The organism is Pseudomonas sp. P20, from assembly GCF_016463925.1.
GTDB lineage: Bacteria > Pseudomonadota > Gammaproteobacteria > Pseudomonadales > Pseudomonadaceae > Pseudomonas > Pseudomonas aeruginosa.
Genome location: NZ_JAEMVM010000016.1, coordinates 237,404 through 262,679 on the forward strand (window position 1 = coordinate 237,404; position 25,276 = coordinate 262,679).

Sequence of the window (25,276 nt, forward strand, 5' to 3'; positions counted from 1 at the left end):
CCGTCAAAGCACGCCGGCGCGCTTCCAGCCCAGGTAGCGGCTGATCAGCTCCGGCCCGAGTTCGCTGGGACGCGCATCGAGCACTGGCACGCCGTGGGCCGCGAGCTTCTCGTGGAGGCCGTTGCGCGCATTCAGGTAGTCGATGGTGCCGGTGTAGGCGAGCGCCTGCTCGTAGCGGGCGACCGGCTCGTGGCGCAGGGTGTCGAGCACTTCCTCGCGCAGGCTGGCGACCAGCACCCGGTGCTGGCGGCCCAGGCGTTTCACCGCGCCGAGCAGTTCTTCGTCGTTCTCGTCGCGCAGGTTGGTTACCAGGATCACCAGGGCCCGCCGCCGCTGGCGGGACAGCACCGCCTGCACGGCTTCCGGGAAATCGGCGGGACGCTGGCTGGTCTGCAGGTCGTAGACGGTGTTGAGCAGCGCGCCGAGCTGGGCGCTGCCCTTGCCCGGCGGGAGATGCCGGCGGTCGTCGCCGGCGAAGGTCATGGCGCCCACCGCGTCGCCCTGGCGCAGGGCCACGTAGGCCAGCAGCAGGCTGGCGTTGAGGGCATGGTCGAAGTGCGACAGGTCGCCGTCCTGGCTACGCATGCGGCGGCCGCAGTCGAGCAGGAAGAGGATCTGCTGGTCGCGTTCGTCCTGGTATTCGCGGGCGATCGGCGTGCGTTTGCGAGCGGTGGCCTTCCAGTCGATCTGGCGCAGGGTGTCGCCGTCGCGGAATTCGCGCAACTGGTGGAACTCCAGGCCGAGGCCGCGGCGCTGGCCGCCGCGTACGCCGATCTGGTTGAGCCAGTGGTCGACCGCCATCAGTTCGGCGCCGTAGAGGCGGGCGAAGTCCGGGTAGACGCGGGTCTCGCCACGTGCTTCCAGGTAGCGGCGCTGCCGCCACAGGCGCAGCGGGCTGGGCAGTTCCAGCTCGCAGCGGGGAAACACGAAGTGACCGCGGTTGAGCGGCCGCACCCGGTAGCCGACCTCGGTGCTTTCGCCCGGGCGCAGTTCGACCTCCTGCGGCAGGTACTCGAAATCCATACCGGCCGGCAGGTGATCGAACAGGGTCAGGCGAACCGGACGCCGATAGGTGTGCTGCAGATGCAGGCGCACTTCGCTCCAGCGCCCCAGCGGCAGGTTGCCGCTGAGCTGGCGGCTCAGCTTCGGCACCGGCTGGCGGCGTGCCCACAGGGCGTCCAGCAGGCCGAGCAGGAGCAGCGCGGCGAGCGCCGCCCACCAGAATGTATGCAGTTGCGCAGGCAACCGCTGGCCGAGCGCCGACAGGCTGCCCAGGCCGATGGCCAGCAGCAGGAGCGCGGCGAACAGCGCCAGCAGGGCGCGCGATGGCTTCATACGCGGGGGGCCGGTACCTGGTCGAGCAACTGTTGCAGGACCTGGTCCACCGACAGCCCCTCGATGTCCAGCTCCGGAGACAGCCGGACCCGATGGCGCAGGACCGCCAGGGCACAGCCCTTGATGTCGTCCGGCACCACGAACTCGCCGCCGCGCAACAGCGCCCGCGCCCGGCCGCAACGGACCAGGGCGATCGACGCGCGAGGTCCGGCGCCGAGGGCCAGGCCCGGCCAGTTGCGGGTGGTGCGGGCCAGGCGCACGGCATAGTCGAGGACCTGGTCGTCGATCGGCAGGTCGCTGGCGATCCGCTGCAGGGCGAGAACGTCTTTGTCCTTCAGCAGCGGCCGCAGGTTGGCCACGTCGAGCATGTCGCTGCGCGCGGAGCGGGTCACCTGGCGCACCAGGGTCTGTTCCTCGGCTTCGGCCGGGTAATCGATGCGCAGCTTGAGCATGAAGCGGTCGAGTTCGGCTTCCGGCAGCGGATAGGTGCCTTCCTGCTCGATCGGGTTCTGCGTCGCCAGCACCATGAACGGCTGCGGCACCGGCAGGGCGCGTCCTTCCAGGGTGACCTGGCGCTCCTGCATCACTTCCAGCAGGGCGGCCTGGGTCTTGGCCGGCGCGCGGTTGATCTCGTCCGCCAGCAGCAGGTGGGTGAACACCGGCCCCTTGCGCAGCTTGAACTGCTCGCTGGCGAGGTCGTATACGGCGTGGCCGGTGACGTCGCTGGGCATCAGGTCGGGGGTGAACTGGATGCGCGCGAAGCCGCCGTCGAAGCAGCGCGCCAGGGCGCGTACCAGCAGGGTCTTGCCGAGCCCCGGCACGCCTTCCACCAACACGTGGCCGCCGGCGAGCAACGCGGTGAGCACATCGTCGATCACCGCGCCCTGGCCAATCAGGGCTTTCTGCAGTTCGCTGCGCAGGGCCTGGGCCAGCTGGCTGGCGCGCTGGCGCTGGAGCGCCGGGTTGGGCGCGGTGCTCGGTTGTTCGGGCGTCTGTTCGCTCATAGGGCATTCCTGAGGCTTTGCAGGTGGGCGACCTGGCGGGTGAAGTCGGCAGCGGAAAGGCGCTGCGCCGGATATGGGCGCATGGCCTGGCTGATGGCGCTGGGTGGCAGGCGGGTCATGCGCCCGAGGATCTGCCATTGCTCGGCGACGCCGAGCTGTTCGAAACCGGGGTGGCGACGCCGCGCCCTGCGCAGGATGTCGCGTTGCAGACCGTGCAGCAAGGCAACGTGGCCGCGCTGGCGGAGGAGGAAGTCGGCGCCGGCGCGCAGGTGTTCCTCCAGTTGCCGGCGCGAACGGCTGGCCACCGGCTGCAAGGGACCCTGGCGCAGCCCTGCGCGCCACAGGCCGGCGAGCAACAACAGCAGCGCTGCCGCCAGGGCCTCGGGGAAGTGGCGGGCGAGCAGGGTGGCGAGGCTGTCGCGTTCGGCGCGGTAGAGCAGGGTCACCTGGTTGTCCTGGGTCAGGTACCAGAGCAGCCAGGCGTTGTCGTACTGCTCGATGTTGCGGTTCTGCCAGATCCAGGCGTCGGTGAGCACCGTGACCAGGCCCTTGCCGTGCTGCATCTGCAACAGGTGGGTGGCGTCGCCGCTGTTGGCCCAGGCGTAGGCGTGGTTCTGCGGATCGTAGAGGTGGTAGTCGGGATCGAAGCCGATGTAGGCCGGCGAGCGCTCGTTTTCCAGGTACAGGCGGGTCAGTGCGGAATAGTCCGGCACGCTGTCGGCGGGCTCTTCTTCCTCGCCGGCGGCTTCCTCCGGCGGCGCTTCGGTCGCATGGTCGTCGACGCTACCTTCGTCGGCGTCGGCGTCGGCGGTTTCCTCGCTGGCCCGGTCCTGGCTGTCGTCGAAGTCCTCGGTCAGGTACTGGCGGATATCCAGGCTGTCGAGCAGCAGGTCGCCGCTCTTCTTCTCGTCCTCGTCCCACAGGCGTTCGGCGATCAGCACCAGATGCCCGCCCTGCTCGCTCCATTGCAGCAGGCGGCGAGCCTGGCCGGGAGTCATGCCGGAGCGGCTGCCGAGCAGGAGCAGGGTATGCCCGGAGGGCGGCAGTTCCTTGAGGACCTCAAGGCCGTCGGCGCGGCTCACCGTGACCCCCTGCTTGCGCAGGAACAGTTCGGCGGCCAGGTAGGGATTGCGCCGGGCCTCCGGCGATGGGCCGAGGTCGATCGTCTCCGTATAGGGTTGCAGGCGGCTGGCCAGGAAGATCGCCAGCAGCCCGGCCAGCAGCAGGAGCACGGCAAGCAGCAGGAAGCGCGCGCGCCGGCTCATCATGGCTTGGCTCCCGCGGCGAAAAGGCTGCGCCAGCCGTCGCAGAGGCGCTGGCGAGCGTCGTCGGCCGGCAGCCGGTGGCCGTAGGCGAGCGCCTGCCATTGGGCGGTCAGCAGTTGGCTGTAGTGCAGCAGCGGCCGTTGTTGCTCCAGTCCTTCGACCAGACGCAGGACCTCGCCCTCGGTATGGGAGCCCTTCAACGGCAGGCGGTAGTCATGCAGCAGTCGGCTGAGCAGCCCGCGGTAGAGCAGGCCGAGGGCTTCCCGTGGTTTCTCGTTCCAGAGCCGTTCGGCGTTGCCGGCGATGTCGTCGGGCAGGCTTTCCGGACTGAGATCGAGGCCGAACATCACCGTCGGCGCTTCGCGGCGGGCCCGTTGCGGCAAGCCCAGGTTGCCGACGAACAGGCGCAGCCATTCACGGTAGCGCCAGACCAGCAGGAACACCGCGCTGAACAGCAGCGCCCAGAGCAGCACTTCGATGACCTGCGCCGCGTGACGGAACGGCACCCAGTTGGCCAGGGCCTCGAAGAATGCCTTGAGCCGCTCTTCGTCCTCCTTGCGGCTGTCCTTTTTCTCGGTCTTGTCGCCGAAGCGCCAGCCCGTAACGGTCTCGCTGTTCTTGAACGGCGCGCCGTCGACGATCGCCCGGATCTGCTTGCCGGCCTGTTCGCTGTTGAGTTTCTGCCGCAGCAGGCGGGCCTGCTCGGGCGGCAGCTCGGCTTCGCCGGCGCTGGTGGCGGCCGCCGGCTCGGCGTAGGCGGAAGGGGCGGGCAGCCAGGCCAGCGAAGCGGTCAGGCCGAGCAGCAGGACATAGGCGCTGCCGACCAGACGCTGGCGCAGGCGGCGGAACACCAGCTCGATGTCCCAGGCCTCCAGTTCGGTGCGCCGGTTCAGGTAGAGGGTGAAGCCGCAGGCCACGTAGATCGGCTCCCAGACTACCAGCACCAGGACGTAGAGCAGGTTCGACAGGTGCTCCAGCCAGAGCCACTCGCCGGCTTCCGGGTCGAGCAGGCTCTGCCAGTTCCAGTCGATCTCGTTCTGCGCCGGGATCAGCAGGTAGAGAAGCATGGCGAAGCCGGCCCAGAGCGCCATTTCCAGGTGCACGCCGACCACGGTCAGCCAGGTCGCGCCGCCGGCGTTGCGCTGGGACAATACGATCAGGCGCTGGCTGCGGGGCTCCCCGGCGAGCCCTTCCAGTTGCAGGACCGGCAGGTCGAAGCTGCGCGTCGGACTGAAGCGGCGCCACAGCAGGCTGGCCGGCAACTGCTTCCTCAGCAGGGCGGGATAGGCGCGCAGGGCCTGCCTCAGGGTTGGCGTATCGCCGAACAGGGCGTGCGAGAGAATGTACAGCGGCAGCCGTTCGAAGGCCGGCTTGAGCCACCAGAAGATCAGGATCGCCAGGGTCGGATGCTGCCACAGCAGGAGGCTGAGCACGGCGAACAGCGGCAGGGTCAGCAACGCCCAACTGCCCATCAGCAGGCGCGCATGGCGATGCGCCAGGAGGATGCCGAGGTCGAGCGCTTCCCAGGCGCTGCGCGGGCGGATCGCCACGCTGGCGTCAGTCAGGCGCATGGCGGCTCCGTCCGGCGAACAGGAAGTAGCTGCCGACCAGCAGCCAGAGGACCGCGCCGACCGCGTACTTCACCCGCGGCTCGAAATGACTGATGGAAGACCAATAGGCCTCGGTGAAGGCCGCCAGCAGCAACAGCACGATCACCCCGGCGATCAGTTGCACGCTGCGCCGGGCGGCCAGCCGCAGGGCTTCGCCGCGGGTCAGGCGACCTGGCGCGAGCAGCGCCCAGCCGAGCTTGAGGCCGGCGGCGCCGGCGAAGGTGATGGCGGTCAGTTCGAACGCGCCGTGGCCGATGACGAACGGCCAGAAGGTCTGCACGTAGCCGATCTGCGTCAGGTGGCCGGCCACCGAACCGATCATCAGGCCATTGAACAGCAGGAAGAACAGGCTGCCGAGTCCCAGCAGCACGCCGCTGGCGAAGGTCTGAAAGGCGATGCCGATGTTGTTCATGATGTAGAAGCCGAACATTTCCCAGTCGTCGCTGGTGTCGCGTGCCCCCAACGGACCCAGGCGGGTGGTTTCCGGGGCGTACATAGACTCCATCTCGCTGACCTTGTCCGGGCTGACCACGCTGTAGATCAGGTCGGGAAAGTGATAGACCAGCAGCCCCATGAGCAGGGCGCTGCCGTAGAACAGCAGGCTGGCCACGGCGATGCTGCGCCATTCCTCGCGGACCAGGCGCGGCAGGCCGGCGAGCAGGAAGCCGAGGATGCGGCTGCCGAGGTGGCTGCGGTGCCGGTAGAACTGCTGGTGGCCGCGCATCGCCAGTTGCTGCAACTGGTCGATCAGGTGACTGCTGTAGCCGCGCTCCTGGGCCAGCGCCAGTTGCTGGCAGAGGCGCCGGTAATCGGCGGCGAAGTCGTCGCTGGAGCCTTCCAGCTTCTTGCCTTTCTCGAGGAAGGCGAGGCGTTTGTCGAAGCGTTGCCAGGCGGCCTGGTGGCGCTGTTCGAAGAGGCTCTGTTTCATGCGCTCTCCTGACGCAGGCCGAGAAAGCCGCGGGCGATGCCGTTGATCTCGGCCTGGGCGCGTACCGGCTCGACGCCCAGCGGTTCGGCGAGAATGCCCGCCAGTTCCTCGCGGCGTGCCGAGGAAAGCGCCGCGCCGCGTTCGGCGAAACCGAGGAAGGCGCGCTGTTCTTCCAGGCTCATGGGGAAGGGCGGCAGTTGCGGCTCGACGTCAGGCAGGCTGGGCCGGCTCAGTTCGGGTTCGCGGTAGACCACCAGGGTGCCGGCGGCGATGTCGCCCAGGCGCTTGAAGGCCGGATGGTTCAGGCAACAGAGCAGACCGAGGGCGTAGCCGAAGGGCAGGATGTCGGCGAAGCGCAGCAGGTTGCGCAGCAGCGACGCGGCCCAGCCCACCGGAGTGCCGTCGTCGTGGACGACGCGCAGTCCCATCATCTGCTTGCCGGGCGAGCGGCCCTGGTTGAGCACCTCGAAGAGGACCATGTACCACCAGGTCATGATGAAGGTCAGCAGCAGGCCGAGGCCGGCGCCGAGCTTGCCGAGGAACGCCAGGCCGAGCATCAGCACCAGCATGATCAGGCCGCGGATGCAGAGGTCGATGGTATAGGCCAGGGCCCGGGGGACGACGCCGGCGGGACGCAGGAGCAGGTCGATGCCTTCCGGCGTTTCCACGTGGTAGTGGGTGTCGAGGACCTCGGCGCCTGGCCGGGAGGCGGGCGCGACGAGGCGAGCGGCTGCGTTCGGTGGCATCGGGGGGCCGTGTCGGGGAAAGTCAGATGCTAGCCAGCGTGGCGTCATCAGGCAACCGGGCCGCCGCGACGGCCCGGTCTGCACCTCAGTTGCCCAGCGGGCGAACGCCGAAGATGGTGCGGTAGAGAATACCCATGGAGACGACGAACAGCGGGCCGGTCCAGATCAGGCCGATGAACAGCGGGATCATGCTCACCAGCATCAGCAGGCTCAGCACCAGCAGCAGGCCGAACACCTTGAACCAGTGGCGGCTGATGGCCTTGCGCGAGGTTTCCAGGGCCTGCCAGGGCGTCAGGCCGCGCTCGGCCACCAGCGGCAGGGCGAGCATGTAGGCGACGCTCAGGTAGAGACCGGGGATGATCAGCAGGAAGAAGCCGACGTAGACCATCAGCATCATCAGCAGGCCGGTGAGCAGCAGCGGCACCAGCATGCCGAAGTAGTTGAACATTTCGTTGAAGGTCGCCGGCTGGTCGGCGGCGCGGCGGATGCCGATCATGGTCAGGCCGGTGAAGAACGGGTAGCCCACCGCCGTGGCGACCAGGCTGGCGATCATCTGGCCGACCGCGAAGGCGATGGGATCGGCCTCGCTCATCAGGCCGATACCGCCGAAGAGCAGGGTGAGGATGAAGGTGATGGTCTGGATCACCACGCTGTAGACCACGAAGGCGCCGATCAGGATGCCTTTGACGCCCTTGATCTTGGCCCAGGCTTCGCTGATCACGTCGCCGATGCGGAAGTCGTAGTCGCCGATGACCGGCGGCACCGCCTGGGTCGGTTGCAGGGCGCTGGCGGGGGTGGCGTAGGGATTGCTGGTGTCGTTCATGGTGCTGTCCTTGTCAGTGAAACGGGCATCCGTGCGAGCGGAATGCTAGCGAGGGCGGAGGGGACAACGCAAGGTTCGGATGGCAGATATGCGCACTGACGCGCCCTGGCGGGCCGTGCCTACGGCGCTTTCCGTGAGTTCGTTGGAAAACCTGGAAATCCCCGAAGTGGGTCGCGAGCTTCGCGGCAGTCACTGGTAGACTGCCCGGTGCCGCCAGAAAGGGAATGACCGTGAACGCGAGTATTTTTTGGTACGACTACGAAACCACCGGCATCGACCCTCGCCGCGACCGGCCGTTGCAGATCGCCGGGATCCGCACGGACGAGGCGCTGAACGAGATCGGCGAGCCGATGAACCTGTATTGCCGTCCCAGCGACGATATCCTGCCCCACCCTATGGCTTGCCTGATCACCGGCATCACTCCCCAGCGGCTGGCCGAGCGGGGGCTGTCCGAGGCCGACTTCATGACCCGGGTACACGCCCAACTGGCGCAGCCGGCGACCTGCGTGGCTGGCTACAACTCCCTGCGCTTCGACGACGAAGTGACGCGCTACAGCCTGTACCGCAACTTCTTCGATCCCTACGCCCGCGAGTGGCAAGGCGGCAATAGCCGCTGGGACCTGATCGACATGGTCCGTACCGCCTATGCCCTGCGCCCGGAGGGCATCCAGTGGCCGCAGCTGGACGGCCGGCTGTCGCTGAAGCTGGAAATGCTCACCGCGGCGAACGGCCTGGAGCATGGGCAGGCCCACGACGCGCTTTCCGATGTCCGCGCCACCATTGCCCTGGCCCGCCTGATCCGTCAGCGCCAGCCGCGCCTGTACGATTACCTCTACCAGTTGCGCAGCAAGCACAAGGTGCTCGACCAGGTGCGCCTGCTGCAGCCGCTGGTGCATGTCTCCGGACGCTTTTCCGCGGAGCGCCATTTCCTCTCGGTGGTCCTGCCGCTGGCCTGGCACCCGCGCAACCGCAATGCTCTGATCGTCTGCGACCTCTGCGCCGATCCCGCGCCGCTGCTGGAGTTGTCGGCCGAAGACTTGCGCAGGCGCCTGTATACCCGTCGCGACGAACTGGCCGAGGGCGAGTTGCCGGTGCCGTTGAAGCAGATCCAGGTCAACCGTTGCCCGGTGGTGGCGCCGCTGTCGGTATTGCGCGCCGAGGATCGCCAGCGAACCGGCATCGAACTCGAGGAGTGCCAGCGAAAAGCCGAGCTGTTGCGCCAGCATCAAACCGTCTGGGCGGACAAACTGACAGCGCTATATGGCGAAGAAAGTTTCTCCGCCAGCGACGACCCCGAGCAACAGTTGTATGACGGATTTATTGGCGATCGGGATCGACGCCTTTGTGAACAGCTGCGCCTTGCCGAACCGGAGCAATTGGCCAAAGAACAATGGCCCTTCGACGATGCCCGTTTGCAGGAGTTGTTCTTTCGCTATCGTGCGCGAAATTTCCCGGAAACTTTAAATGTGGCCGAGCGCCAACAATGGGAAAGCTTCTGCCGCAATCGTTTGTCCCATGAAGAATACGGCGCACCGAATACTTTGCCGGCCTTCGAGGCGGCGCTGGAGGCTTGTCGGCAAGAGCAGGGCGGCACATTGCCGGCGGTACTTGCGGCCTGGCGCGATTACGCCGCGGAACTGCGTCAACGCTATTCGCTGGAGACTTGAGGACGCAGGCAGAGGAGTCGGTACGATCCGGCGGAAATGAAAAACGCCAGCACTGGGCTGGCGTTCTTCGTGGAACTGACTGGTTTAGCCGAGCAGGGTGGCCCAGCTCTCGACGGCCTCGGGGCCCCACTTGGCTTTCCACTCTTTCAAAGTCTTGTGGTTGCCGCCCTTGGTCTCGATGACTTCGCCGGTGTGCGGGTTCTTGTACTGCTTGACCTTGCGCGCGCGCTTGCCGGCAGGCGCCTTGGCGGTGCGGGTGCTCTTGCCGATCTTGGCGTCCGGATCGAGCAGGGAAATCACGTCACGCAGGGACTTCTGGTAAGTGCCCATCAGCGTGCGCAGCTTCTCTTCGAATTCCAGTTCTTTTTTCAGTTTGTCGTCTTGTTCCAGGGACTTCAGGCGCTCCTGAAGTTCCTTGATGGCTTCTTCCGTGGCGCGATATTCGTTGATCAGGGACATGTCAGGTACCTTGTCTGTGCTGAGTGGCGGTGGCGGGCATGTAAGTAGATTCAATAATAGTCAGGGCGAAACTGTAAGTAAACCGGGATGAAAACTTTTCTCGATGAAATTCAAAGTAATTAATTCCGCATCGGGATTGCCCTGTTGTGCGGGTTTATTCTCTCGCGCAACAGCCTGTCGAAAGGCCTTCGCCGAGGCTGAACTTTTCCCGCCATGCCGCTAGAATGGCGGCCTTTCGCGATGTTTCTGGAGTATACCCATGCGCACTTTTCGGCTGGTGATCGCCTGTCCCGACGGGGTCGGGATCGTTGCCAAGGTGAGTAACTTCCTGGCCACCTACAATGGCTGGATCACCGAAGCCAGCCATCATTCCGACAACGATAACGGCTGGTTCTTCATGCGCCACGAGATCCGTGCCGACTCTCTGCCGTTCGACCTGGATGGCTTCCGCCAGGCTTTCGCCCCGATCGCCCGCGAATTCTCCATGGAATGGCGGATCACCGATTCCGAGGTGAAGAAGCGCGTGGTGCTGATGGCCAGCAAGGAGTCCCATTGCCTGGCCGATCTGCTGCACCGCTGGCACAGCGGCGAACTGGACTGCGAGATTCCCTGCGTGATCGCCAACCACGACGACCTGCGCAGCATGGTCGAGTGGCACGGCATCCCGTATTTCCACGTTCCCGTCGATCCGCAGGACAAGCAGCCGGCCTTCGATGAAGTTTCCCGGCTGATCGACGAACATGGCGCCGACTGCATCGTCCTGGCTCGCTACATGCAGATCCTGCCGCCGGACCTGTGCCGCAAGTACGCCCACCAGGTGATCAACATCCACCACAGCTTCCTGCCGTCCTTCATCGGCGCCAAGCCGTATCACCAGGCGTCGAAGCGCGGGGTCAAGCTGATCGGCGCGACCAGCCATTACGTGACCGAGGAACTGGATGCCGGTCCGATCATCGAGCAGGACGTGGTGCGGGTCACTCACCGCGACAACGTCGAAGACATGGTGCGGCTGGGCAAGGATGTGGAAAAACTGGTGCTCGCGCGCGGACTGCGCTATCACCTGGAAGACCGCGTACTGGTACACGGCAACAAGACGGTGGTGTTCGACTGAGTCGGCTTCCCTGGAATGCCGGCCAGGGCCGGCACCCGGAGGAACGAACATGAGCGATCCCAGGTCGGCGGGCACCGCCAGCCCGCCACCGACCCTCGGCGAGGGTTGCACAAGCCGTTACGACATCGACGCCCTCGGCGACGAGGACGGAACCGAGTTTCCCGGCGCGGCCGAACTCTGGCGGCGTATCCAGGAGAGCGCCAGCGAGACGGGCGAGGCTGACGCCGAGGATACGCTCAGGAAGAAGCCTCGCGACTGCTGATCAGCTTCTTCAGCAGCGGACGTCCGGCGAGCACGGCGAACACCGGGCCGCCGGCGACGAGGTAGAAATAGAAGGTCACCGCTCGCCAGATGACGATGGCCGCCGCCGCCGTCGACTTGCCGATCATGGGGGCCAGCAGGGCCGCCGAGGTCAGCTCGGTGCCGCCGGCGCCGCCGGGGATCAGCGAGAGCTGTCCGGCGCTGAGCGAGACCATCTGGATCAGGAAGGTCCAGGCCCACTGGATATCCACTCCCAGGCCGCGCAGGGTCAGATCGAGCACGCTGAAGCGCAGTAGCCAGTGCGTACTGCTGAGAAGGAAGACCGCCAGCAGGCGTCGTTTCGGCAGGCGCAGGCTGTCGTGCAGGGCAATGCGGAAATGCAGGATCTTGCGGCCCCAGTGCAGGCGCTTGCGCGATGACACGCCGAGCCGCGCCAGAACCCGCCCGTTGAAGCGGATCACCTGGTGCAGGTAGCGGATCAGCATTACCGCGCCGACGAACAGGCCGACCAGGAATACCGCGCTGAAGATCAGGCTCGATTCCATGTTCGGGCTCAGCGAATGGCTGAGGGCATAGATCAGGATCGCGCCGAGGGCGCAGAGGAAGAACGTCAGGTCGGCCAACTGGTCGACCGCGAACACCGCGCTGGTCTGTGCCGGGCGCAGGCCGCGCCGGGCCAGCAGCGCCATCAGGGTCAACGGCCCGCCGCTGCCGCCCGGAGTGGCGCAGAAAGCGAATTCGCTGGCCATGATGATGCCGACGCTCTGCAATTGCCCGAGCTTGCCGGCGCGCCCGGCGAGCAGCAGGCGCAGGCGCAGGCCGTTGATGAACCAGCAGACCACGATCATGCCGAACATCAGCAGCAGACTGTCCAGCGGGAAGGCGCGCAAGCGCGGGAACATGTCGCTGCCGCCGAGCACCAGCGGAATCAGCGAGGCACCGATCAAACCGAACAGCAGTAACCAGCCTCGACTCATGCCGCGCGGTCCAGGGCGAGGTGGCGCTCCAGCCAGTCGATCTTGGTCAACGGCTGGCGCCCCTCGGACAGCAGGGTGCGCAGGGTACGCAGCCAGTATTCGCGGGAAAAGCGATGGCGCATGTCGACCGGATGGAGTCCGAGACGGATCACCGGCGCTGCGCGCCAGGCCCGGCGGCGCTGCTCGCTGAGCGCCCAGGAGAGGCCGCGACGCCAGGCACTGCGCGCGCTCCAGACCAGGCCGGGGGCCTCGATCGGTTGCAGGTGGGGAAGCAGATACAGGTTGGACGGGTCGCTGGTGTAGCGCAGCCCGCTCTCGACGAGCGCCTGGCGGGTGCCGGCGCTCATCAGCCAGGCCGGCGCGACGAAACCGTGCAGCGGCCATCCGCGGCGGCGGAACAGCTCGATGCCGGCGGCCAGGCGGGCCTTGGCCTCGGCGTGGTCGAGGGCATAGAACTCTCCCTCCCAGGTGTAGATGCGACGCATGAAGTATTGCCCTGGAGTACGCGGTGGTGGGGCGTCATCGTAGTGATAGAAGCCGTGGAGAGCCAGTTCGTCACCCCGGGCCACCCGCCGCGAGAGCAGTTCGCAGAACTTTTCGTCGGCTTCCAACGGGTTGCGATGGTGGAAATCGGGCACTACCAGCCAGGTCATGGGGACCTGGCCGAGCGCGTCCACGGCCTCGACGAAGGGCCGGTAGTCCGGCCAGGTTTCCGGGGCCACGTCGTGCAACACCAGCAGCAGGCTGCGTTCAGCCATAGCGCGGGAACCTCGCCTCGCTGTCGCCGAGTACCGCGTGGTAGTGCAGGAGCAGGCCGGCGACCACCGCGTCCCAGGCATGCTGGCGCTCGACGTGACGGCGGGCGCGCTGGCCGCGCAGCTCGACGTCGTGGCTGAACAGTTCGCGCACCGCGCAGGCCATGGCGTCGCCGTTGTTCGGCGCGCAGAGCACGCCGCAACGCTCCGGGACTATTTCCGCCAGTGCCCCGGCGCGCACCGCCACCACCGGAATGCCGCTGGCCATCGCTTCGAGTGCGACCAGGCCGAAGGTCTCCTGGTCACCGGCGTGCAGCAGCGCGTCGCTGCTCGCCAGCAGGCGGGCGACTTCGCGGCTGTCGCAGAAATGGTCGACCACGCTGGTGTTGCGCGGTACCCGGGTCGGCATGTTGGAACCCACCAGCAACAGGTGATAGCCGTCGCCGAGGCGCTGGATGGCGTCGAGCAGTACCGGCAGGTTCTTTTCCCGCGAACCGCGCCCGGCGAACACCAGCAGGCGGGTTTCCTCGTCCAGGCCGAGTTCCTGGCGCAGCCCCGGATCGCGGTTGCTCGGATGGAAGGTGACCAGGTCGACGCCCAGCGGTTGTACATGCACGTCGGCGACGCCCAGGCGCATCAGCTTTTCCGCCATTACCCGGCTGGGGGCCAGGACCCGGTCGAAGTGGCCGTACAGCTTGCTGACGTAGTTGTCCGCGTTGGTGCCGAGCCAGGCGCCCATGCGATTGCTCACCAGCAGCGGCAGGTCGGAGTGGTAGAAGCCGATCACCGGCACGTCCAGCCGACGTCGCGCGTCGAGCGCCGCCCAGGCGGTGAGGTAGGGGTCGCCGACCTCGATCAGGTCCGGTTGCAGATTGCGCAGCACCTTGCGCCAGGGGCCGCGACGGAGAGGGAAGCGGTAGCCATTGCCGAATGGCAGCGGCGGCGCCGGCACCTCGTGGATGCCGTTCGCCTGGCGGTAGCTGGCGCCGGGAACCAGCACGCTGTGGCGAATGCCGGGATAGTGCCAGAGATGGCGATGCTTGGCTTCGAGATAGGTGCGTACCCCCCCGCTGGCAGGCGCGTAGAACATGGTCATATCGGCGATGTGCACGATGGGCCTTCCTCCGTTGAGCTTGTTCCTTCTGCCACTCAGTGGACCACCGGCACCGGCAGTCGTTCGAACGGTGTGCGGGAGCCGTGGGTAGCTTCAAGTCTAGGAAAGAAAGCGCGAGCCGGCGCGCTTGCGGCAGCCAGCGCGGGAATAGGTCGCAGAGGGAGCGGGCGGAGAGGAAGGCATGCCTCGGGAGGCATCCTGGCAGGATAAGGGTGAACAACGCCGTTGGCGTTGTTCACCCTACGAATGGCCGGGGGCAGGGCGGATAGCCGCGGCGCGATTATCCGCCGGTTCGGCTACGGCTCGGGCAGTGCTCAGATCTTGAAGCTGTCCACCAGCTGGCGCAGGCGCCCGGCCTGGGTTTCCAGCTCGCCGCAGGCGCGCAGGGTGGCCTGGAGGTTCTCCACGCCTTCCTGGTTGAGGGTGTTGATCTCGGTGATGTCCATGTTCAGCGAATCGACCACCGCGGTCTGCTCCTCGGTGGCGGTGGCCACCGACTGGTTCATCCCGTCGATCTCGGCGATCCGTCCGGTGACGCTGCTCAGGCGTTCGCCGGCACGGTTGGCGATCTCCACGCTTTCAAGGCTGTAGCGCTGACTCTCGGTCATGGTACTGACCGCTTCCTGGGCGCCGATCTGCAGTTCCTCGATCATCTTCTGGATCTGCTGGGCCGACTCCTGGGCGCGGTGGGCCAGGTTGCGCACCTCGTCGGCGACCACTGCGAAGCCGCGTCCGGCTTCGCCGGCGCGCGCGGCTTCGATGGCGGCGTTGAGGGCGAGCAGGTTGGTCTGCTCGGAGATGCCCTTGATCACTTCGAGGATCTGGCCGATGTTCACCGTGCGGCTGTTGAGGGCCTCGATGTTGGCGCAGGAGGCGCTGATCTTCTCGGAAAGCTCGTTCATCGCGCGGATGGTCTGCTCGACCACCTGCTTGCCGTCTTCGGCCTGGTGGTTGGCGTCGGAGGCGTGGTGCGAGGCATCGGCGGCGTTGCGGGCGATTTCCTGGGCGGCGGCGCCGAGTTCGTTGATCGCCGCGGCGACGCTGTTGGTGCGGTTGGACTGCTCGTCGGAGTTGGCCATCGAGGAGTTCGAGGCGTTCACCACCAGTTGCGCCACATCGTGCAGTTGGCGAGCGGTGCCGGCGACCTCGCGGATCGATTCGTGGATACGCTCGACGAAGCGGTTGAAGGAAATGGCCAGGGCCCCGAACTCATCGTTGCTGGTGACCTTCAGGCGCTTGGTCAGGTCGCCTTCGCCCTGGGCGATGTCCTGCATGGCGCGGCCCATGTCGGTGAGCGGCTGCATCAGTACGCGGATCAGCATGCCGAGGAGGAGGACGATGGCGACCACCGCGATCAGCGCGGCGACGATCGCCGAGGTACGCAGCTTGGTGAGCATGGCATAGGCCTTGTCCTTGTCCACCGAGATGCCGATGTACCAGTCCAGGCCGGACAGGCCCTTGACCGGAGAGAAACTGAGGATCCGGGTGTTGCCGTGCAGCTCGGCCTCGCTGAAGCCGCTGCCGATCTTCGGCGTGTTGCGTGGGTAGACGTCGCTGAGGCTCTTCATGACCTGGTCCTTGTCCGGATGGACGAGGATCTTGCCGTCGCCGCTGACCAGGAAGGCGTAGCCCATGCCGCCGAAGTCCAGCGAGTTGATGATCTTCACCACCGTCTGCAGGCTGAGGTCGCCGCCGACCACGCCGAATGGCTGGCCGCCCTGGCGCGCCGGGCTGGCGATGGTCAGTACCAGCTCGTGGATGGCCGGCTCCATGTAGGGTTCGGTGAGGGTGGTCTGGCCGGCGCTGGTGGCGGCGTTGTACCAGGGGCGGCGGCGCGGGTCGTAGTCGGCCGGCAGGTCGCTGGTGGGGCGCGCGGTGTAGGTGCCGTCGGTCTGCCCCAGGTAGGTGAAGAGGAAGGTCGAGCCCAGCAGCGGCTGCTCCAGCAGGGCCTGGGTGGTCTCCGGGCTGTGGTCGCGGGCCAGGGTCTGGGCCAGGTTCTCGATCAGCAGGATGCGCCCGCTCAGCCAGTTCTGCACGTTGCTGGCGGTGATCTCGCCCATTTCGTGCAGGTAGTCCTCCAGGTCCTCGCGGATCGAGGCACGCTGCAGGGAGTCGTTGTAGAGGGTGAAGAGGGAGAAGGTCGCGATCACCACCAGCGCGGCGGCGAGCAGGATCTTGTGGCTGAACTTGAGACTTTTGATCATGGTTTCTTGCATCCGGGAGGCGCGGGCGCGCTGTCGTGAACAGCCCCAGTTGGATCGCAACTGCAAGGCTTGCCGTGTCTGTCGGCGGCAAGTCCGGAAGCTTTAGCGCAACGGATGAATGGTTTCACCGAATGCGACCTGGAGAATGAAAAAAAGCGCCCGTGGGCGCTTTTCGTCGGCAGGGCGGATAACCGCATCGCGGTTGTCCGCCGGTTCGGCGACGAGACCGGCCGGTCTCAGATCTTGAAGCTGTCCACCAGTTGGCGCAGGCGCCCGGCCTGGGTTTCCAGCTCGCCACAGGCGCGCAGGGTGGCGTGGAGGTTCTCCACGCCTTCCTGGTTGAGGGTGTTGATCTCGGTGATGTCCATGTTCAGCGAGTCGACCACCGCGGTCTGCTCCTCGGTGGCGGTGGCCACCGACTGGTTCATCCCGTCGATCTCGCCGATCCGCCGGGTCACGCTGCTCAGGCTTTCGCCGGCACGGTTGGCGATCTCCACGCTCTCCAGGCTGTAGCGCTGGCTCTCGGTCATGGTGGCCACCGCCTCGCGGGCGCCGACTTGCAGCTCTTCGATCATCTTCTGGATCTGCTGGGCCGACTCCTGGGCGCGATGGGCCAGGTTGCGCACCTCGTCGGCGACCACTGCGAAGCCGCGTCCGGCCTCGCCGGCGCGCGCGGCTTCGATGGCGGCGTTGAGGGCGAGCAGGTTGGTCTGCTCGGAGATGCCCTTGATCACTTCGAGGATCTGGCCGATGTTCACCGTGCGGCTGTTGAGGGCCTCGATGTTGGCGCAGGAGGCGCTGATCTTCTCGGAAAGCTCGTTCATCGCGCGGATGGTCTGCTCGACCACCTGTTTGCCGTCCTCGGCCTGGTGGTTGGCGTCGGACGCATGGTGCGAGGCATCGGCGGCGTTGCGGGCGATTTCCTGGGCGGCGGCGCCGAGTTCGTTGATCGCCGCGGCGACGCTGTTGGTGCGGTTGGACTGCTCGTCGGAGTTGGCCATCGAAGAGTTCGAGGCGTTCACCACCAGTTGCGAGACGTCGTGCAGTTTGTGCGCGGTCCCGGCGACTTCCCGGATCGAGCGATGGATACGCTCGACGAACTGGTTGAAGGCATCGCCGAGCACTCCGAATTCATCGCGGCTGGTCACGGCGAGGCGCTTGGTCAGGTCGCCCTCGCCCTGGGCGATGTCCTGCATGGCACGGCCCATCAGGCGCAGCGGCTGCATCAGCAGGCGGATCAGCAGGCCGAGCAGGACCAGGATGGCGACGATGGAGATCAGCGCGGCGGCGATGGCCGAGACGCGGAACTTGCTGAGCATGGCGTAGGCCTTGTCCTTGTCGATGGACAGCGCCAGGTACCAGGTCACCGAAGGCAGGCCCTTGATAGGGGTAAAGGCGAGGATGCGGGTATGCCCGTGCAATTCGGCCTCGCTGAAACCGGTGGCGATCTTCGGCGTGTTCTGCGGGTAGACCTCGCTCAGGGTCTTCATCACCTGCTCTTTGTCCGGGTGCACCAGGATCTTGCCGTCGCCGCTGACCAGGAAGGCGTAGCCCATGCCGCTGAAGTCCAGCGAATTGATGATCTGCACCAGGGTCTTCAGGCTGAGGTCGCCGCCTACCACGCCGAGGGTGTTGCCAGCGGCCTTCACCGGTGTCGCCGCGGTGATGATCAATTCCTGGGTGGCGGCGTCGACGTAGGGTTCGGTCAGGGTCAGGCCGCCGGCCGCCACGGCGTCCTTGTACCAGGGCCGGCTGCGCGGATCGTAGCCGGCCGGCATCGGGCTGTCCGGACGCATGGTGAAGACGCCGTCCTGCTGGCCGAGGTAGGTGAAGCTGAAGGTCAAGGTCAGGGCCGGCTGTTCGAGCAGGGCGCTGACGGTTTCCGGGCTGTGGTCGCGGGCCAGGGTCTGGGCGGTCTGCTCGACCAGCAGCAGACGGCCGCCGAGCCAGTTCTGAATGTTGCTGGAAGTCACGTCACCCATTTCCCGCAGGTAGCTTTCGAGGTCCTCGCGGATCGCGTTGCGCTGCAGGTAATCGTTGTAGAGGGTGAACAGTGCGAAGGCGGCGAACACCACGAGGGAGGCCGCGAGGAGGATCTTGTGGCTGAACTTCAGACTTTTGATCATGTTGTATTGCGTCCAGGAGTATGTAGCGCCAGTCTTTGACCAGACCCCTGCGACCGTTCCGCGGGCGCAGGGGCTTTCCGTACGCCTTGCAGCGTCGGGCGGGTCGCGCGGGTGGGTAGTCCGTCGACCCAGGCACGGCCTTGTGCCACGAAGCCACGGTTCCCTGGGTGGCTCCGAAGAATGCGTGATACGGATACGATGGCGATTTTTCCTGTCTCAGCAAGGCCCGAAGGTCTTCGCTGAAGCTGGACGGCCAGATCGGGTCGATGCGCTGGCCCGACGCCCTTCGCGGGAACCCGCGCATATTGGTACGCGGGTTCCGCTGGAAGCCCCGTTGCACAAGGGCTTTCCCTTACTGTCGGCACAGCGTGCCGGAGCTTTAGTCCCGAGGATGAATGGATGTCGCAAGCGAATGAGTTGTTGATCGGCGCTGGCCCCGATGGCCAGCCGGTAGGACAGGCCTGGCGCCTGGCCAACCGTCATGGATTGATCGCCGGCGCCACCGGTACCGGCAAGACGGTGACCTTGCAGCACCTCGCCGAATCCTTCAGCGATGCCGGTGTCGCGGTGTTCGCCGCCGACATCAAGGGCGACCTGTGCGGCATCGCCGCGCCGGGCAACCCGCAGGGCAAGGTCGCCGAACGTATCGCCAGCATGCCGTGGCTGAACTACCAGCCGAAGGCCTACCCGACCACGCTCTGGGACATCGCCGGGAAGACCGGCCACCCGTTGCGCACCACCATCAGCGAGATGGGCCCGCTGCTGCTGGCCAACCTCCTGGAGTTGACCGATAGCCAGCAGGCCGCGCTGTTCGCCGCCTTCCAGGTGGCCGACCGGGAAGGCCTGCTGCTGCTCGACCTGAAGGACCTGAAGGCGCTGCTCAACCATCTGAAGGACAATCCGGAAATCCTTGGCGAGGACCGGGCGCTGTTCACTGGCGCTTCCGGGCAGGCGCTGCTGCGCCGCCTGGCCACTCTGGAGCAGCAGGGCGCCGAGGCCTTCTTCGGCGAGCCTGCCCTGCAACTGGAAGACATCCTCCGCCCCGAGCCGGACGGGCGCGGGCGCATCCACCTGCTCGACGCCAGCCGCCTGGTGCACGAGGCGCCGAAGGTCTACGCGACTTTCCTGCTCTGGCTGTTGGCCGAGCTGTTCGAGCAACTGCCGGAGCGCGGCGATGCCGACAAGCCGGTGCTGGCACTGTTCTTCGACGAGGCCCACCTGCTGTTCAACGGCACGCCGAAAGCCTTGCGCGACCGCCTGGAACAGGTGGTCCGGCTGATCCGCTCGAAAGGCGTCGGGGTGTACTTCGTCACCCAGTCGCCGGGCGACCTGCCGGACGATGTCCTGGCCCAGCTCGGCCTGCGTATCCAGCATGGCCTGCGCGCCTTCACCGCCAAGGAGCAGAAATCGCTGCGCGCGGTGGCCGACGGTTTCCGCCCGAACCCGGCGTTCGACACCCTGGGGGTGCTGACCGAACTGGGTATCGGCGAGGCGTTGGTCGGCACCCTGGAGGAAAAGGGCACGCCGGCCATGGTCCAGCGCGTCGCGGTGGCGCCGCCCTATTCGCGGATCGGCCCGCTGAGCGACAGCGAGCGCGCTGAACTGGTCCAGCGGTCGCCGTTGAAGGGTCGCTACGACCAGCCGATCGATCGCGAGTCGGCCTACGAGGTGCTGGCGAACAAGGCGGGCGCCAAGCCCGAGGTCCAGGGCCAGGCGACTGCTCAGCAGGAAAGCTCGTCCGGCGTCGGCGGCATGGCCGGGCAGATTCTCGGCAGCCTGCTGTCCAATTCGACGGTGAAGAGCGCCATGCGCCAGGCGGCCAACCAGTTGAGCCGGGAGCTGGTGCGTGGCCTGCTCGGCTCGTTGATGGGCGGGAAGAAGCGGCGCTGAGCGCCAGGCCATGAAAAAGGCGCCCGCGGGCGCCTTTTTCATGGGGGCTGGATGATCGCCGGCTAACCGCTTCGCGGTTAGCCGGCCTGTGGGACGGACGGGCTCAGATCTTGAAGCTGTCCACCAGGTGCCGCAGGCGCCCGGCCTGGGTTTCCAGCTCGCCGCAGGCGCGCAGGGTGGCCTGGAGGTTCTCCACGCCTTCCTGGTTGAGGGTGTTGATCTCGGTGATGTCCATGTTCAGCGAGTCGACCACCGCGGTCTGTTCCTCGGTGGCAGTGGCCACCGACTGGTTCATGCTGTCGATCTCGCCGATCCGGCTGGTCACGCTACCCAGGCGTTCGCCGGCACGGTTGGCGATCTCCACGCTCTCCAGGCTGTAACGCTGGCTTTCGGTCATGGTGGCCACCGCCTCGCGGGCGCCGACTTGCAGCTCTTCGATCATCTTCTGGATCTGCTGGGCCGACTCCTGGGCACGGTGGGCCAGGTTGCGCACCTCGTCGGCGACCACCGCGAAGCCGCGTCCGGCCTCGCCGGCGCGCGCGGCTTCGATGGCGGCGTTGAGGGCGAGCAGGTTGGTCTGCTCGGAGATGCCCTTGATCACTTCGAGGATCTGGCCGATGTTCACCGTGCGGCTGTTGAGGGCCTCGATGTTGGCACAGGAGGCGCTGATCTTCTCGGAAAGCTCGTTCATCGCGCGGATGGTCTGCTCGACCACCTGCTTGCCGTCCTCGGCCTGGTGGTTGGCGTCGGAGGCGTGGTGCGAGGCATCGGCGGCGTTGCGGGCGATTTCCTGGGCGGCGGCGCCGAGTTCGTTGATCGCTGCTGCGACGCTGTTGGTGCGGTTGGACTGCTCGTCGGAGTTGGCCATCGAGGAGTTCGAGGCGTTCACCACCAGTTGCGCCACATCGTGCAGTTGGCGAGCGGTGCCGGCGACCTCGCGGATCGATTCGTGGATACGCTCGACGAAGCGGTTGAAGGCATTGGCCAACGTACCGAATTCATCGTTGCTGGTGACCTTCAGGCGCTTGGTCAGGTCGCCTTCGCCCTGGGCGATGTCCTGCATGGCGCGGCCCATGTCGGTGAGCGGTTGCATCAGTACGCGGATCAGCATGCCGAGGAGAAGCATGATGCCGACCACCGCGATTAGCGTGGCGACGATCGCCGAAGTGCGGAATTCGCTGAGCATCGAATAGGCGGTGTCGCGGTCGAGGACCAGGGCGACGTACCAGGTCACGCCGGGCAGTCCCTTCACCGGGGTGAAGGAAACGAACTGGCTGCGACCGTCGAGTTCCACCTCGTGGACCCCGGGGACGATGTTCGGTGCGCCTTTGGGATAGGCTTCGGCGAGGGTCTTCAGGACCAGCCCGGAGTCGGGGTGGAGGAGGATCTTGCCGGCGTCGCTGACCAGGAAGGCGTAGCCGGCACCGTCGAACTTCAGGGAATTGAGGATCGCGGTCAGGGTCTCCAGCTTCATGTCGCCGGCGGCGACGCCCAGCAGTTGACCGGCGTGCCGCACCGGCAGCGACATGGCGAGGATCTGCTCGCCGGTGCCGGCATCGACGAAAGGTTCGGTGACGATCAGCCGGTCGGCCGCCAGCGCGTCCTTGTACCAGGCGCGGGTACGTGGGTCGTAACCTTCCGGCATGGCGTCGTAGGGGCGCATGGTGAAGGTGCCGCTGGCCGCCTCGCCAAGATAGACCGACGCGAAATTGCGGCTGAAGACGGGCTGTTCCAGTTGCCTTGCGATATTCGCCTCGTCGGGCTGGTCGAGCAGCGCCAGTTGCGAGGCCAGGCCTTCCACCAGGTGCATGCGGCCTTCCAGCCAGCTCTGGATGTTGCTGGCGGTCAGGGTGCCGATTTCCCCGAGGTAGTTTTCCGTGTCCGTGCGCACGGCCTCGCGCTGTCGGTAATCGTTGTAGAGGATGAAGCAGCTGAAGGCGAAAACCACCACCAGCGCGGCGGCGAGAAGGATTTTCTTGGCAAACGACAGCGAGCGAAGCATGAGCGATGCGTCCTGGCAAAAGCCTCAAGAAGGGCGGGGAGCCCAGGCCACCAGGTAGGGAGCTTGCGGGGGAAAGCCATGATCCAGCGCCTGAACGGCAGGCTTTGTAGCACAGTGCCATTACAAAGGCAAAATAGTGGCGCCATGAAAATGGCGCCACTATGGGAAGCGACCGGGAAAGCGCTCGCGTCAGTTCGCTGTCGGAGCCAGCCCGCCGACTTTTTCGCCGACTCCGTCGAAGAAGGCTTTCAGCCCGCCGACGATACCACTGTCCGTGGGACTCAATACGGCAATCAGAGCCACCGCGATCAAACCTGCGATAACCGCGTATTCGATGGCATTTGCCCCTTCTTCGTCCGCCAGGAATGCGCGAAGTTTGCAATACACGAGCAGAGTCAGGTTCTTCATTCTTGTTTGCTCCTCGAACGCGGCAATCACCGAGACAGAGCCCTGCCTCCACGCTGAGGCTAGGCCGATGATGGCGTTTTGCAACAACTAAATGGCATTAGTAGGAGTGGATTAGTCGCAAGGTTATATGGCGAGTTACAAGGCTTGGACTACATCTAATGACAAATTGACATTGATTATCCCAAGTCTAGATTCAGGCCTATCGCCGCATGGTCGAAGTTATGAACTTTGGTTCTTGAATAACGACTGTCTCCAGTCGATAACCCAATGTACCTGCCATGGAAAGCCAGTCCCGGAGTATGGCCATGACACGGACAGCAAGACGCCACTTTTTCTTTTTCGTTCATCGGCGATCGCCGGTGATTTTCCGTTCATCGACCTGTCCGGACGCATAGCAGGGGTCTGCCCATGAATAGCAAGGTGCTGATGGCCCTGGCCGGCCTGCTGCTGCTCGGTGCGGTGTTGCTCGGATACCTCGGCGTATCCATCGGCCGCGCGCCATCGAACGCGCACGCTCCATCCGTGGCGCCGGCTTCGGCGACGGTGGACGCTTCGCTGGAAAAGCTCGAACGCAAGCCGGTGCTGGTGGCCAGTCGCGATCTCCCGGCGCTGGCGGTGATCGGCAAGGACGACCTGAGCGTCGAGCTGTTGCGGACCGCACCGGTCGGTAGCTACGACAGGCCCGAGGCGTTGCTCGGCAAGCGGGTCTGGGTCGCGGTGCCGGCCGGCAGCATTCTTTCCGCCGCGACCCTCGAACCCGGCGGTCCGCTGGCCCGGACCATCCGTCCGGACGAGCGGGCGATGGCGATCGCTGTGGACGAAGTGGTCGGCGGCGGCGGCTTCGTCCTGCCCGGCGACTATGTCGACGTGATGCTCTTCGTGCGTGACGAGCGGGACGGCGAATCGACCCCGCTGGCGCAACTGGTGTTGCCCGGCGTCCGGGTACTGACCTACGGCGAGCGGATCGCCGTGGGCAGCGATGGACAGGACCGCTCGAACCAGGAAAAGGACCCGCGTCCGCCGCGTACCGCGGTGCTGGCGGTACCGGAGGACGGCGTGGCGCGGCTGATGCTGGCGAGCCAGGCCGGTTCGCTGCGCCTGGCCATCCGCAGCAAGGACGAAGAACTCTACCGCAGGGAGCAGGAAGGCGCGCTGCTGCAAGCGTCGCTGGGCGCGCCGAGCGCGGCGCTGAGTCTCGACCAACTGCTGGAGCGCCGCAAACCGACGGCGCCGAGCGTGCGCAGCGCGGCTCCGCGCGTGCCGGTGGCCAACGGGGTCACGGTCTACCGTGGCAGCGCCATGACCCATGAAGTGCCTTGAGGGGAGCCGGCATATGCATCGGAGCACCGGGATAGGCGTGTCGCGCTGGCTGGGAGGGCTGCTGGGGGTGGCGTTGGCGCTGCCGGCACTGGCTTTGCCGCAGGGCTGCATCGAGTTGCTGGCGCAGGCGCCGCGGGTCGACGTCGTCCAGGGACAACAGCGTGACCTGCGCCTGGCGGTGCCGATCGAACGGCTGGCCATCGGCGATCCGAAGATCGCCGACGTACAGTTGCTGGATCGTCGCGGCTTCCTGGTCACCGGTAAGGAACAGGGCTCCACCAGCCTGCTGATCTGGACCGGCTGCAGTCCCGAGCCGTTGCGCAGCCTGGTGGAGGTCGAGGGACGCGGTAGCGTCGATACCCGCGGTGCTCCAGCGTTCACCGTCGGCGCCGCAGAGGAGCTGCCGAACCAGGTGCAGACCGATATCCGCTTCGTCGAGGTCAGCCGCAGCAAGCTGAAGCAGGCCAGCACCTCGTTCGTCCGCCGCGGCGGCAACCTCTGGGTGCTCGGTGCGCCGGGCAGCCTCGGCGATATCAAGGTCAATGCCGACGGCAGCGGCCTGGGCGGCACCTTCGGCACCGGCAGCTCGGGATTCAACCTGATCTTCGGCGGTGGCAAGTGGTTGAGCTTCATGAATGCCCTGGAGGGCAGCGGCTTCGCCTATACCCTGGCGCGCCCGAGCCTGGTGGCGATGAGCGGGCAGAGCGCGTCGTTCCTCGCCGGCGGCGAGTTTCCGATCCCGGTGCCGAACGGCACCAACGACAACGTCACCATCGAATACAAGGAGTTCGGCATCCGCCTGACCCTCACCCCGACGGTGATGAACAACCGCCGCATTGCTCTCAAGGTGGCGCCGGAGGTCAGCGAACTGGACTACAGCGCCGGCATCCAGAGCGGCGGGGTGGCGGTGCCGGCACTGCGCGTCCGGCGCACCGACACCAGCGTGATGCTGGCCGACGGCGAGAGCTTCGTGATCAGCGGGCTGACCAGCAGCAACTCGGTGAGCAACGTCGACAAGTTTCCCTGGCTGGGCGACATCCCGATCCTCGGTGCGTTCTTCCGCTCGACCAAGCTGGACAAGGACGACCGCGAGCTGCTGATGATCGTCACCCCGCACCTGGTCCAGCCGCTGGCCGCCGACGCACAGTTGCCGGACCTGCCCGGCGAGGGCCTGCGGCACTACGATCCGGGGTTCTCGCGCCTGTACTTCCTCGAGCGCGGCGAGTACGACGGCCAGCAGAACGACACCGGTCTGTCGGATTAGGAGGCGC

21 protein-coding genes are annotated in these 25,276 nt (G+C 66.2%); 6 read left to right on the forward strand and 15 right to left on the reverse strand.

Annotation, left to right across the window (positions count from 1 at the left end; all coding sequences use genetic code 11):
- Nucleotides 1-3 precede the first annotated feature (3 nt).
- From JHD77_RS21920 to JHD77_RS21950, 7 genes are read right to left on the reverse strand one after another with little or no spacing between them, the layout of a single operon-like run.
- The gene (locus JHD77_RS21920; protein ID WP_191519331.1) at nt 4-1,335 is read right to left on the reverse strand and encodes a DUF58 domain-containing protein; all 1,332 of its coding nucleotides are present in this window, start codon (nt 1,333-1,335) and stop codon (nt 4-6) included.
- Nucleotides 1,332-2,339, reverse strand: coding sequence for an AAA family ATPase (locus JHD77_RS21925; RefSeq protein ID WP_003093896.1), 1,008 nt, complete (start codon nt 2,337-2,339; stop codon nt 1,332-1,334). The genes JHD77_RS21920 and JHD77_RS21925 overlap by 4 nt, the downstream gene beginning before the upstream one ends.
- A complete protein-coding gene (locus JHD77_RS21930) occupies nt 2,336-3,607 on the reverse strand; it encodes a DUF4350 domain-containing protein (protein WP_003101165.1) in 1,272 nt (423 codons plus the stop codon). Before JHD77_RS21930 ends, JHD77_RS21925 begins: the two co-directional genes overlap by 4 nt.
- A complete protein-coding gene (locus tag JHD77_RS21935) occupies nt 3,604-5,175 on the reverse strand; it encodes a DUF4129 domain-containing protein (RefSeq protein ID WP_003120854.1) in 1,572 nt (523 codons plus the stop codon). Before JHD77_RS21935 ends, JHD77_RS21930 begins: the two co-directional genes overlap by 4 nt.
- Nucleotides 5,162-6,142: a stage II sporulation protein M gene (locus JHD77_RS21940; RefSeq protein WP_003093893.1), complete on the reverse strand. Its 981-nt coding sequence runs from the start codon at nt 6,140-6,142 to the stop codon at nt 5,162-5,164. Before JHD77_RS21940 ends, JHD77_RS21935 begins: the two co-directional genes overlap by 14 nt.
- The gene (locus JHD77_RS21945) at nt 6,139-6,936 is read right to left on the reverse strand and encodes an RDD family protein (RefSeq protein WP_003123273.1); all 798 of its coding nucleotides are present in this window, start codon (nt 6,934-6,936) and stop codon (nt 6,139-6,141) included. Before JHD77_RS21945 ends, JHD77_RS21940 begins: the two co-directional genes overlap by 4 nt.
- 37 nt (nt 6,937-6,973) lie before the next feature.
- Nucleotides 6,974-7,711: a hypothetical protein gene (locus JHD77_RS21950; RefSeq protein WP_003101171.1), complete on the reverse strand. Its 738-nt coding sequence runs from the start codon at nt 7,709-7,711 to the stop codon at nt 6,974-6,976.
- A 224-nt stretch (nt 7,712-7,935) separates the two neighbouring features.
- Here JHD77_RS21950 and sbcB point away from each other — a divergent pair, with 224 nt between their 5' ends.
- Entirely contained in the window at nt 7,936-9,378 is a 1,443-nt protein-coding gene (gene sbcB / locus JHD77_RS21955) for an exodeoxyribonuclease I (protein WP_003120852.1), read from the forward strand.
- A gap of 84 nt (nt 9,379-9,462) precedes the next feature.
- Here the strand turns inward: sbcB and mvaT are convergent, their stop codons facing one another.
- The gene (gene mvaT / locus JHD77_RS21960) at nt 9,463-9,837 is read right to left on the reverse strand and encodes a histone-like nucleoid-structuring protein MvaT (protein ID WP_003093888.1); all 375 of its coding nucleotides are present in this window, start codon (nt 9,835-9,837) and stop codon (nt 9,463-9,465) included.
- A 259-nt stretch (nt 9,838-10,096) separates the two neighbouring features.
- On the opposite strand from mvaT, the gene purU reads away from it, so the two are divergent.
- Nucleotides 10,097-10,948, forward strand: coding sequence for a formyltetrahydrofolate deformylase (gene purU / locus JHD77_RS21965; RefSeq protein ID WP_003101174.1), 852 nt, complete (start codon nt 10,097-10,099; stop codon nt 10,946-10,948).
- 49 nt (nt 10,949-10,997) lie between these two features.
- The gene (locus tag JHD77_RS21970) at nt 10,998-11,210 is read left to right on the forward strand and encodes a hypothetical protein (RefSeq protein ID WP_003101176.1); all 213 of its coding nucleotides are present in this window, start codon (nt 10,998-11,000) and stop codon (nt 11,208-11,210) included.
- On the opposite strand, the gene JHD77_RS21975 is transcribed toward JHD77_RS21970, so the two are convergent.
- The 5 genes from JHD77_RS21975 to pctA all read right to left on the reverse strand — a co-directional run bounded on the left by JHD77_RS21975 (nt 11,185) and on the right by pctA (nt 18,385).
- Nucleotides 11,185-12,186, reverse strand: a complete 1,002-nt coding sequence (locus JHD77_RS21975) for a lysylphosphatidylglycerol synthase transmembrane domain-containing protein (protein WP_003120851.1) — start codon at nt 12,184-12,186, stop codon at nt 11,185-11,187. The two genes, JHD77_RS21970 and JHD77_RS21975, sit on opposite strands and share 26 nt — an antisense overlap.
- A complete protein-coding gene (locus JHD77_RS21980) occupies nt 12,183-12,944 on the reverse strand; it encodes a DUF2334 domain-containing protein (protein WP_191519330.1) in 762 nt (253 codons plus the stop codon). The genes JHD77_RS21975 and JHD77_RS21980 overlap by 4 nt, the downstream gene beginning before the upstream one ends.
- Entirely contained in the window at nt 12,937-14,052 is a 1,116-nt protein-coding gene (locus JHD77_RS21985) for a glycosyltransferase family 4 protein (protein WP_003101181.1), read from the reverse strand. The genes JHD77_RS21980 and JHD77_RS21985 overlap by 8 nt, the downstream gene beginning before the upstream one ends.
- Before the next feature lie 317 nt (nt 14,053-14,369).
- The gene (pctB, locus tag JHD77_RS21990; RefSeq protein WP_003148126.1) at nt 14,370-16,259 is read right to left on the reverse strand and encodes a methyl-accepting chemotaxis protein PctB; all 1,890 of its coding nucleotides are present in this window, start codon (nt 16,257-16,259) and stop codon (nt 14,370-14,372) included.
- A 236-nt stretch (nt 16,260-16,495) separates the two neighbouring features.
- Complete coding sequence (gene pctA / locus JHD77_RS21995) at nt 16,496-18,385, reverse strand: methyl-accepting chemotaxis protein PctA (RefSeq protein WP_191519329.1); 1,890 nt, start codon at nt 18,383-18,385, stop codon at nt 16,496-16,498.
- Between the two features lie 399 nt (nt 18,386-18,784).
- Here pctA and JHD77_RS22000 point away from each other — a divergent pair, with 399 nt between their 5' ends.
- The gene (locus tag JHD77_RS22000; protein ID WP_003114975.1) at nt 18,785-20,275 is read left to right on the forward strand and encodes a helicase HerA-like C-terminal domain-containing protein; all 1,491 of its coding nucleotides are present in this window, start codon (nt 18,785-18,787) and stop codon (nt 20,273-20,275) included.
- A 103-nt stretch (nt 20,276-20,378) separates the two neighbouring features.
- On the opposite strand, the gene pctC is transcribed toward JHD77_RS22000, so the two are convergent.
- Both pctC and flp read right to left on the reverse strand, forming a co-directional pair.
- Entirely contained in the window at nt 20,379-22,277 is a 1,899-nt protein-coding gene (pctC, locus tag JHD77_RS22005; RefSeq protein WP_003163018.1) for a methyl-accepting chemotaxis protein PctC, read from the reverse strand.
- Nucleotides 22,278-22,466: 189 nt separating this feature from the next.
- Nucleotides 22,467-22,685 (reverse strand): type 4b pilus Flp major pilin, encoded by a 219-nt coding sequence (flp, locus tag JHD77_RS22010; protein WP_003107380.1) that lies wholly within the window; start codon nt 22,683-22,685, stop codon nt 22,467-22,469.
- Between the two features lie 408 nt (nt 22,686-23,093).
- Here flp and rcpC point away from each other — a divergent pair, with 408 nt between their 5' ends.
- Together rcpC and rcpA are read left to right on the forward strand one after the other, a co-directional pair.
- The gene (gene rcpC / locus JHD77_RS22015) at nt 23,094-24,005 is read left to right on the forward strand and encodes a type 4b pilus Flp biogenesis protein RcpC (RefSeq protein WP_003107382.1); all 912 of its coding nucleotides are present in this window, start codon (nt 23,094-23,096) and stop codon (nt 24,003-24,005) included.
- 13 nt (nt 24,006-24,018) lie between these two features.
- Entirely contained in the window at nt 24,019-25,269 is a 1,251-nt protein-coding gene (gene rcpA / locus JHD77_RS22020; protein ID WP_003107384.1) for a type 4b pilus Flp secretin RcpA, read from the forward strand.
- Nucleotides 25,270-25,276 lie beyond the last annotated feature (7 nt).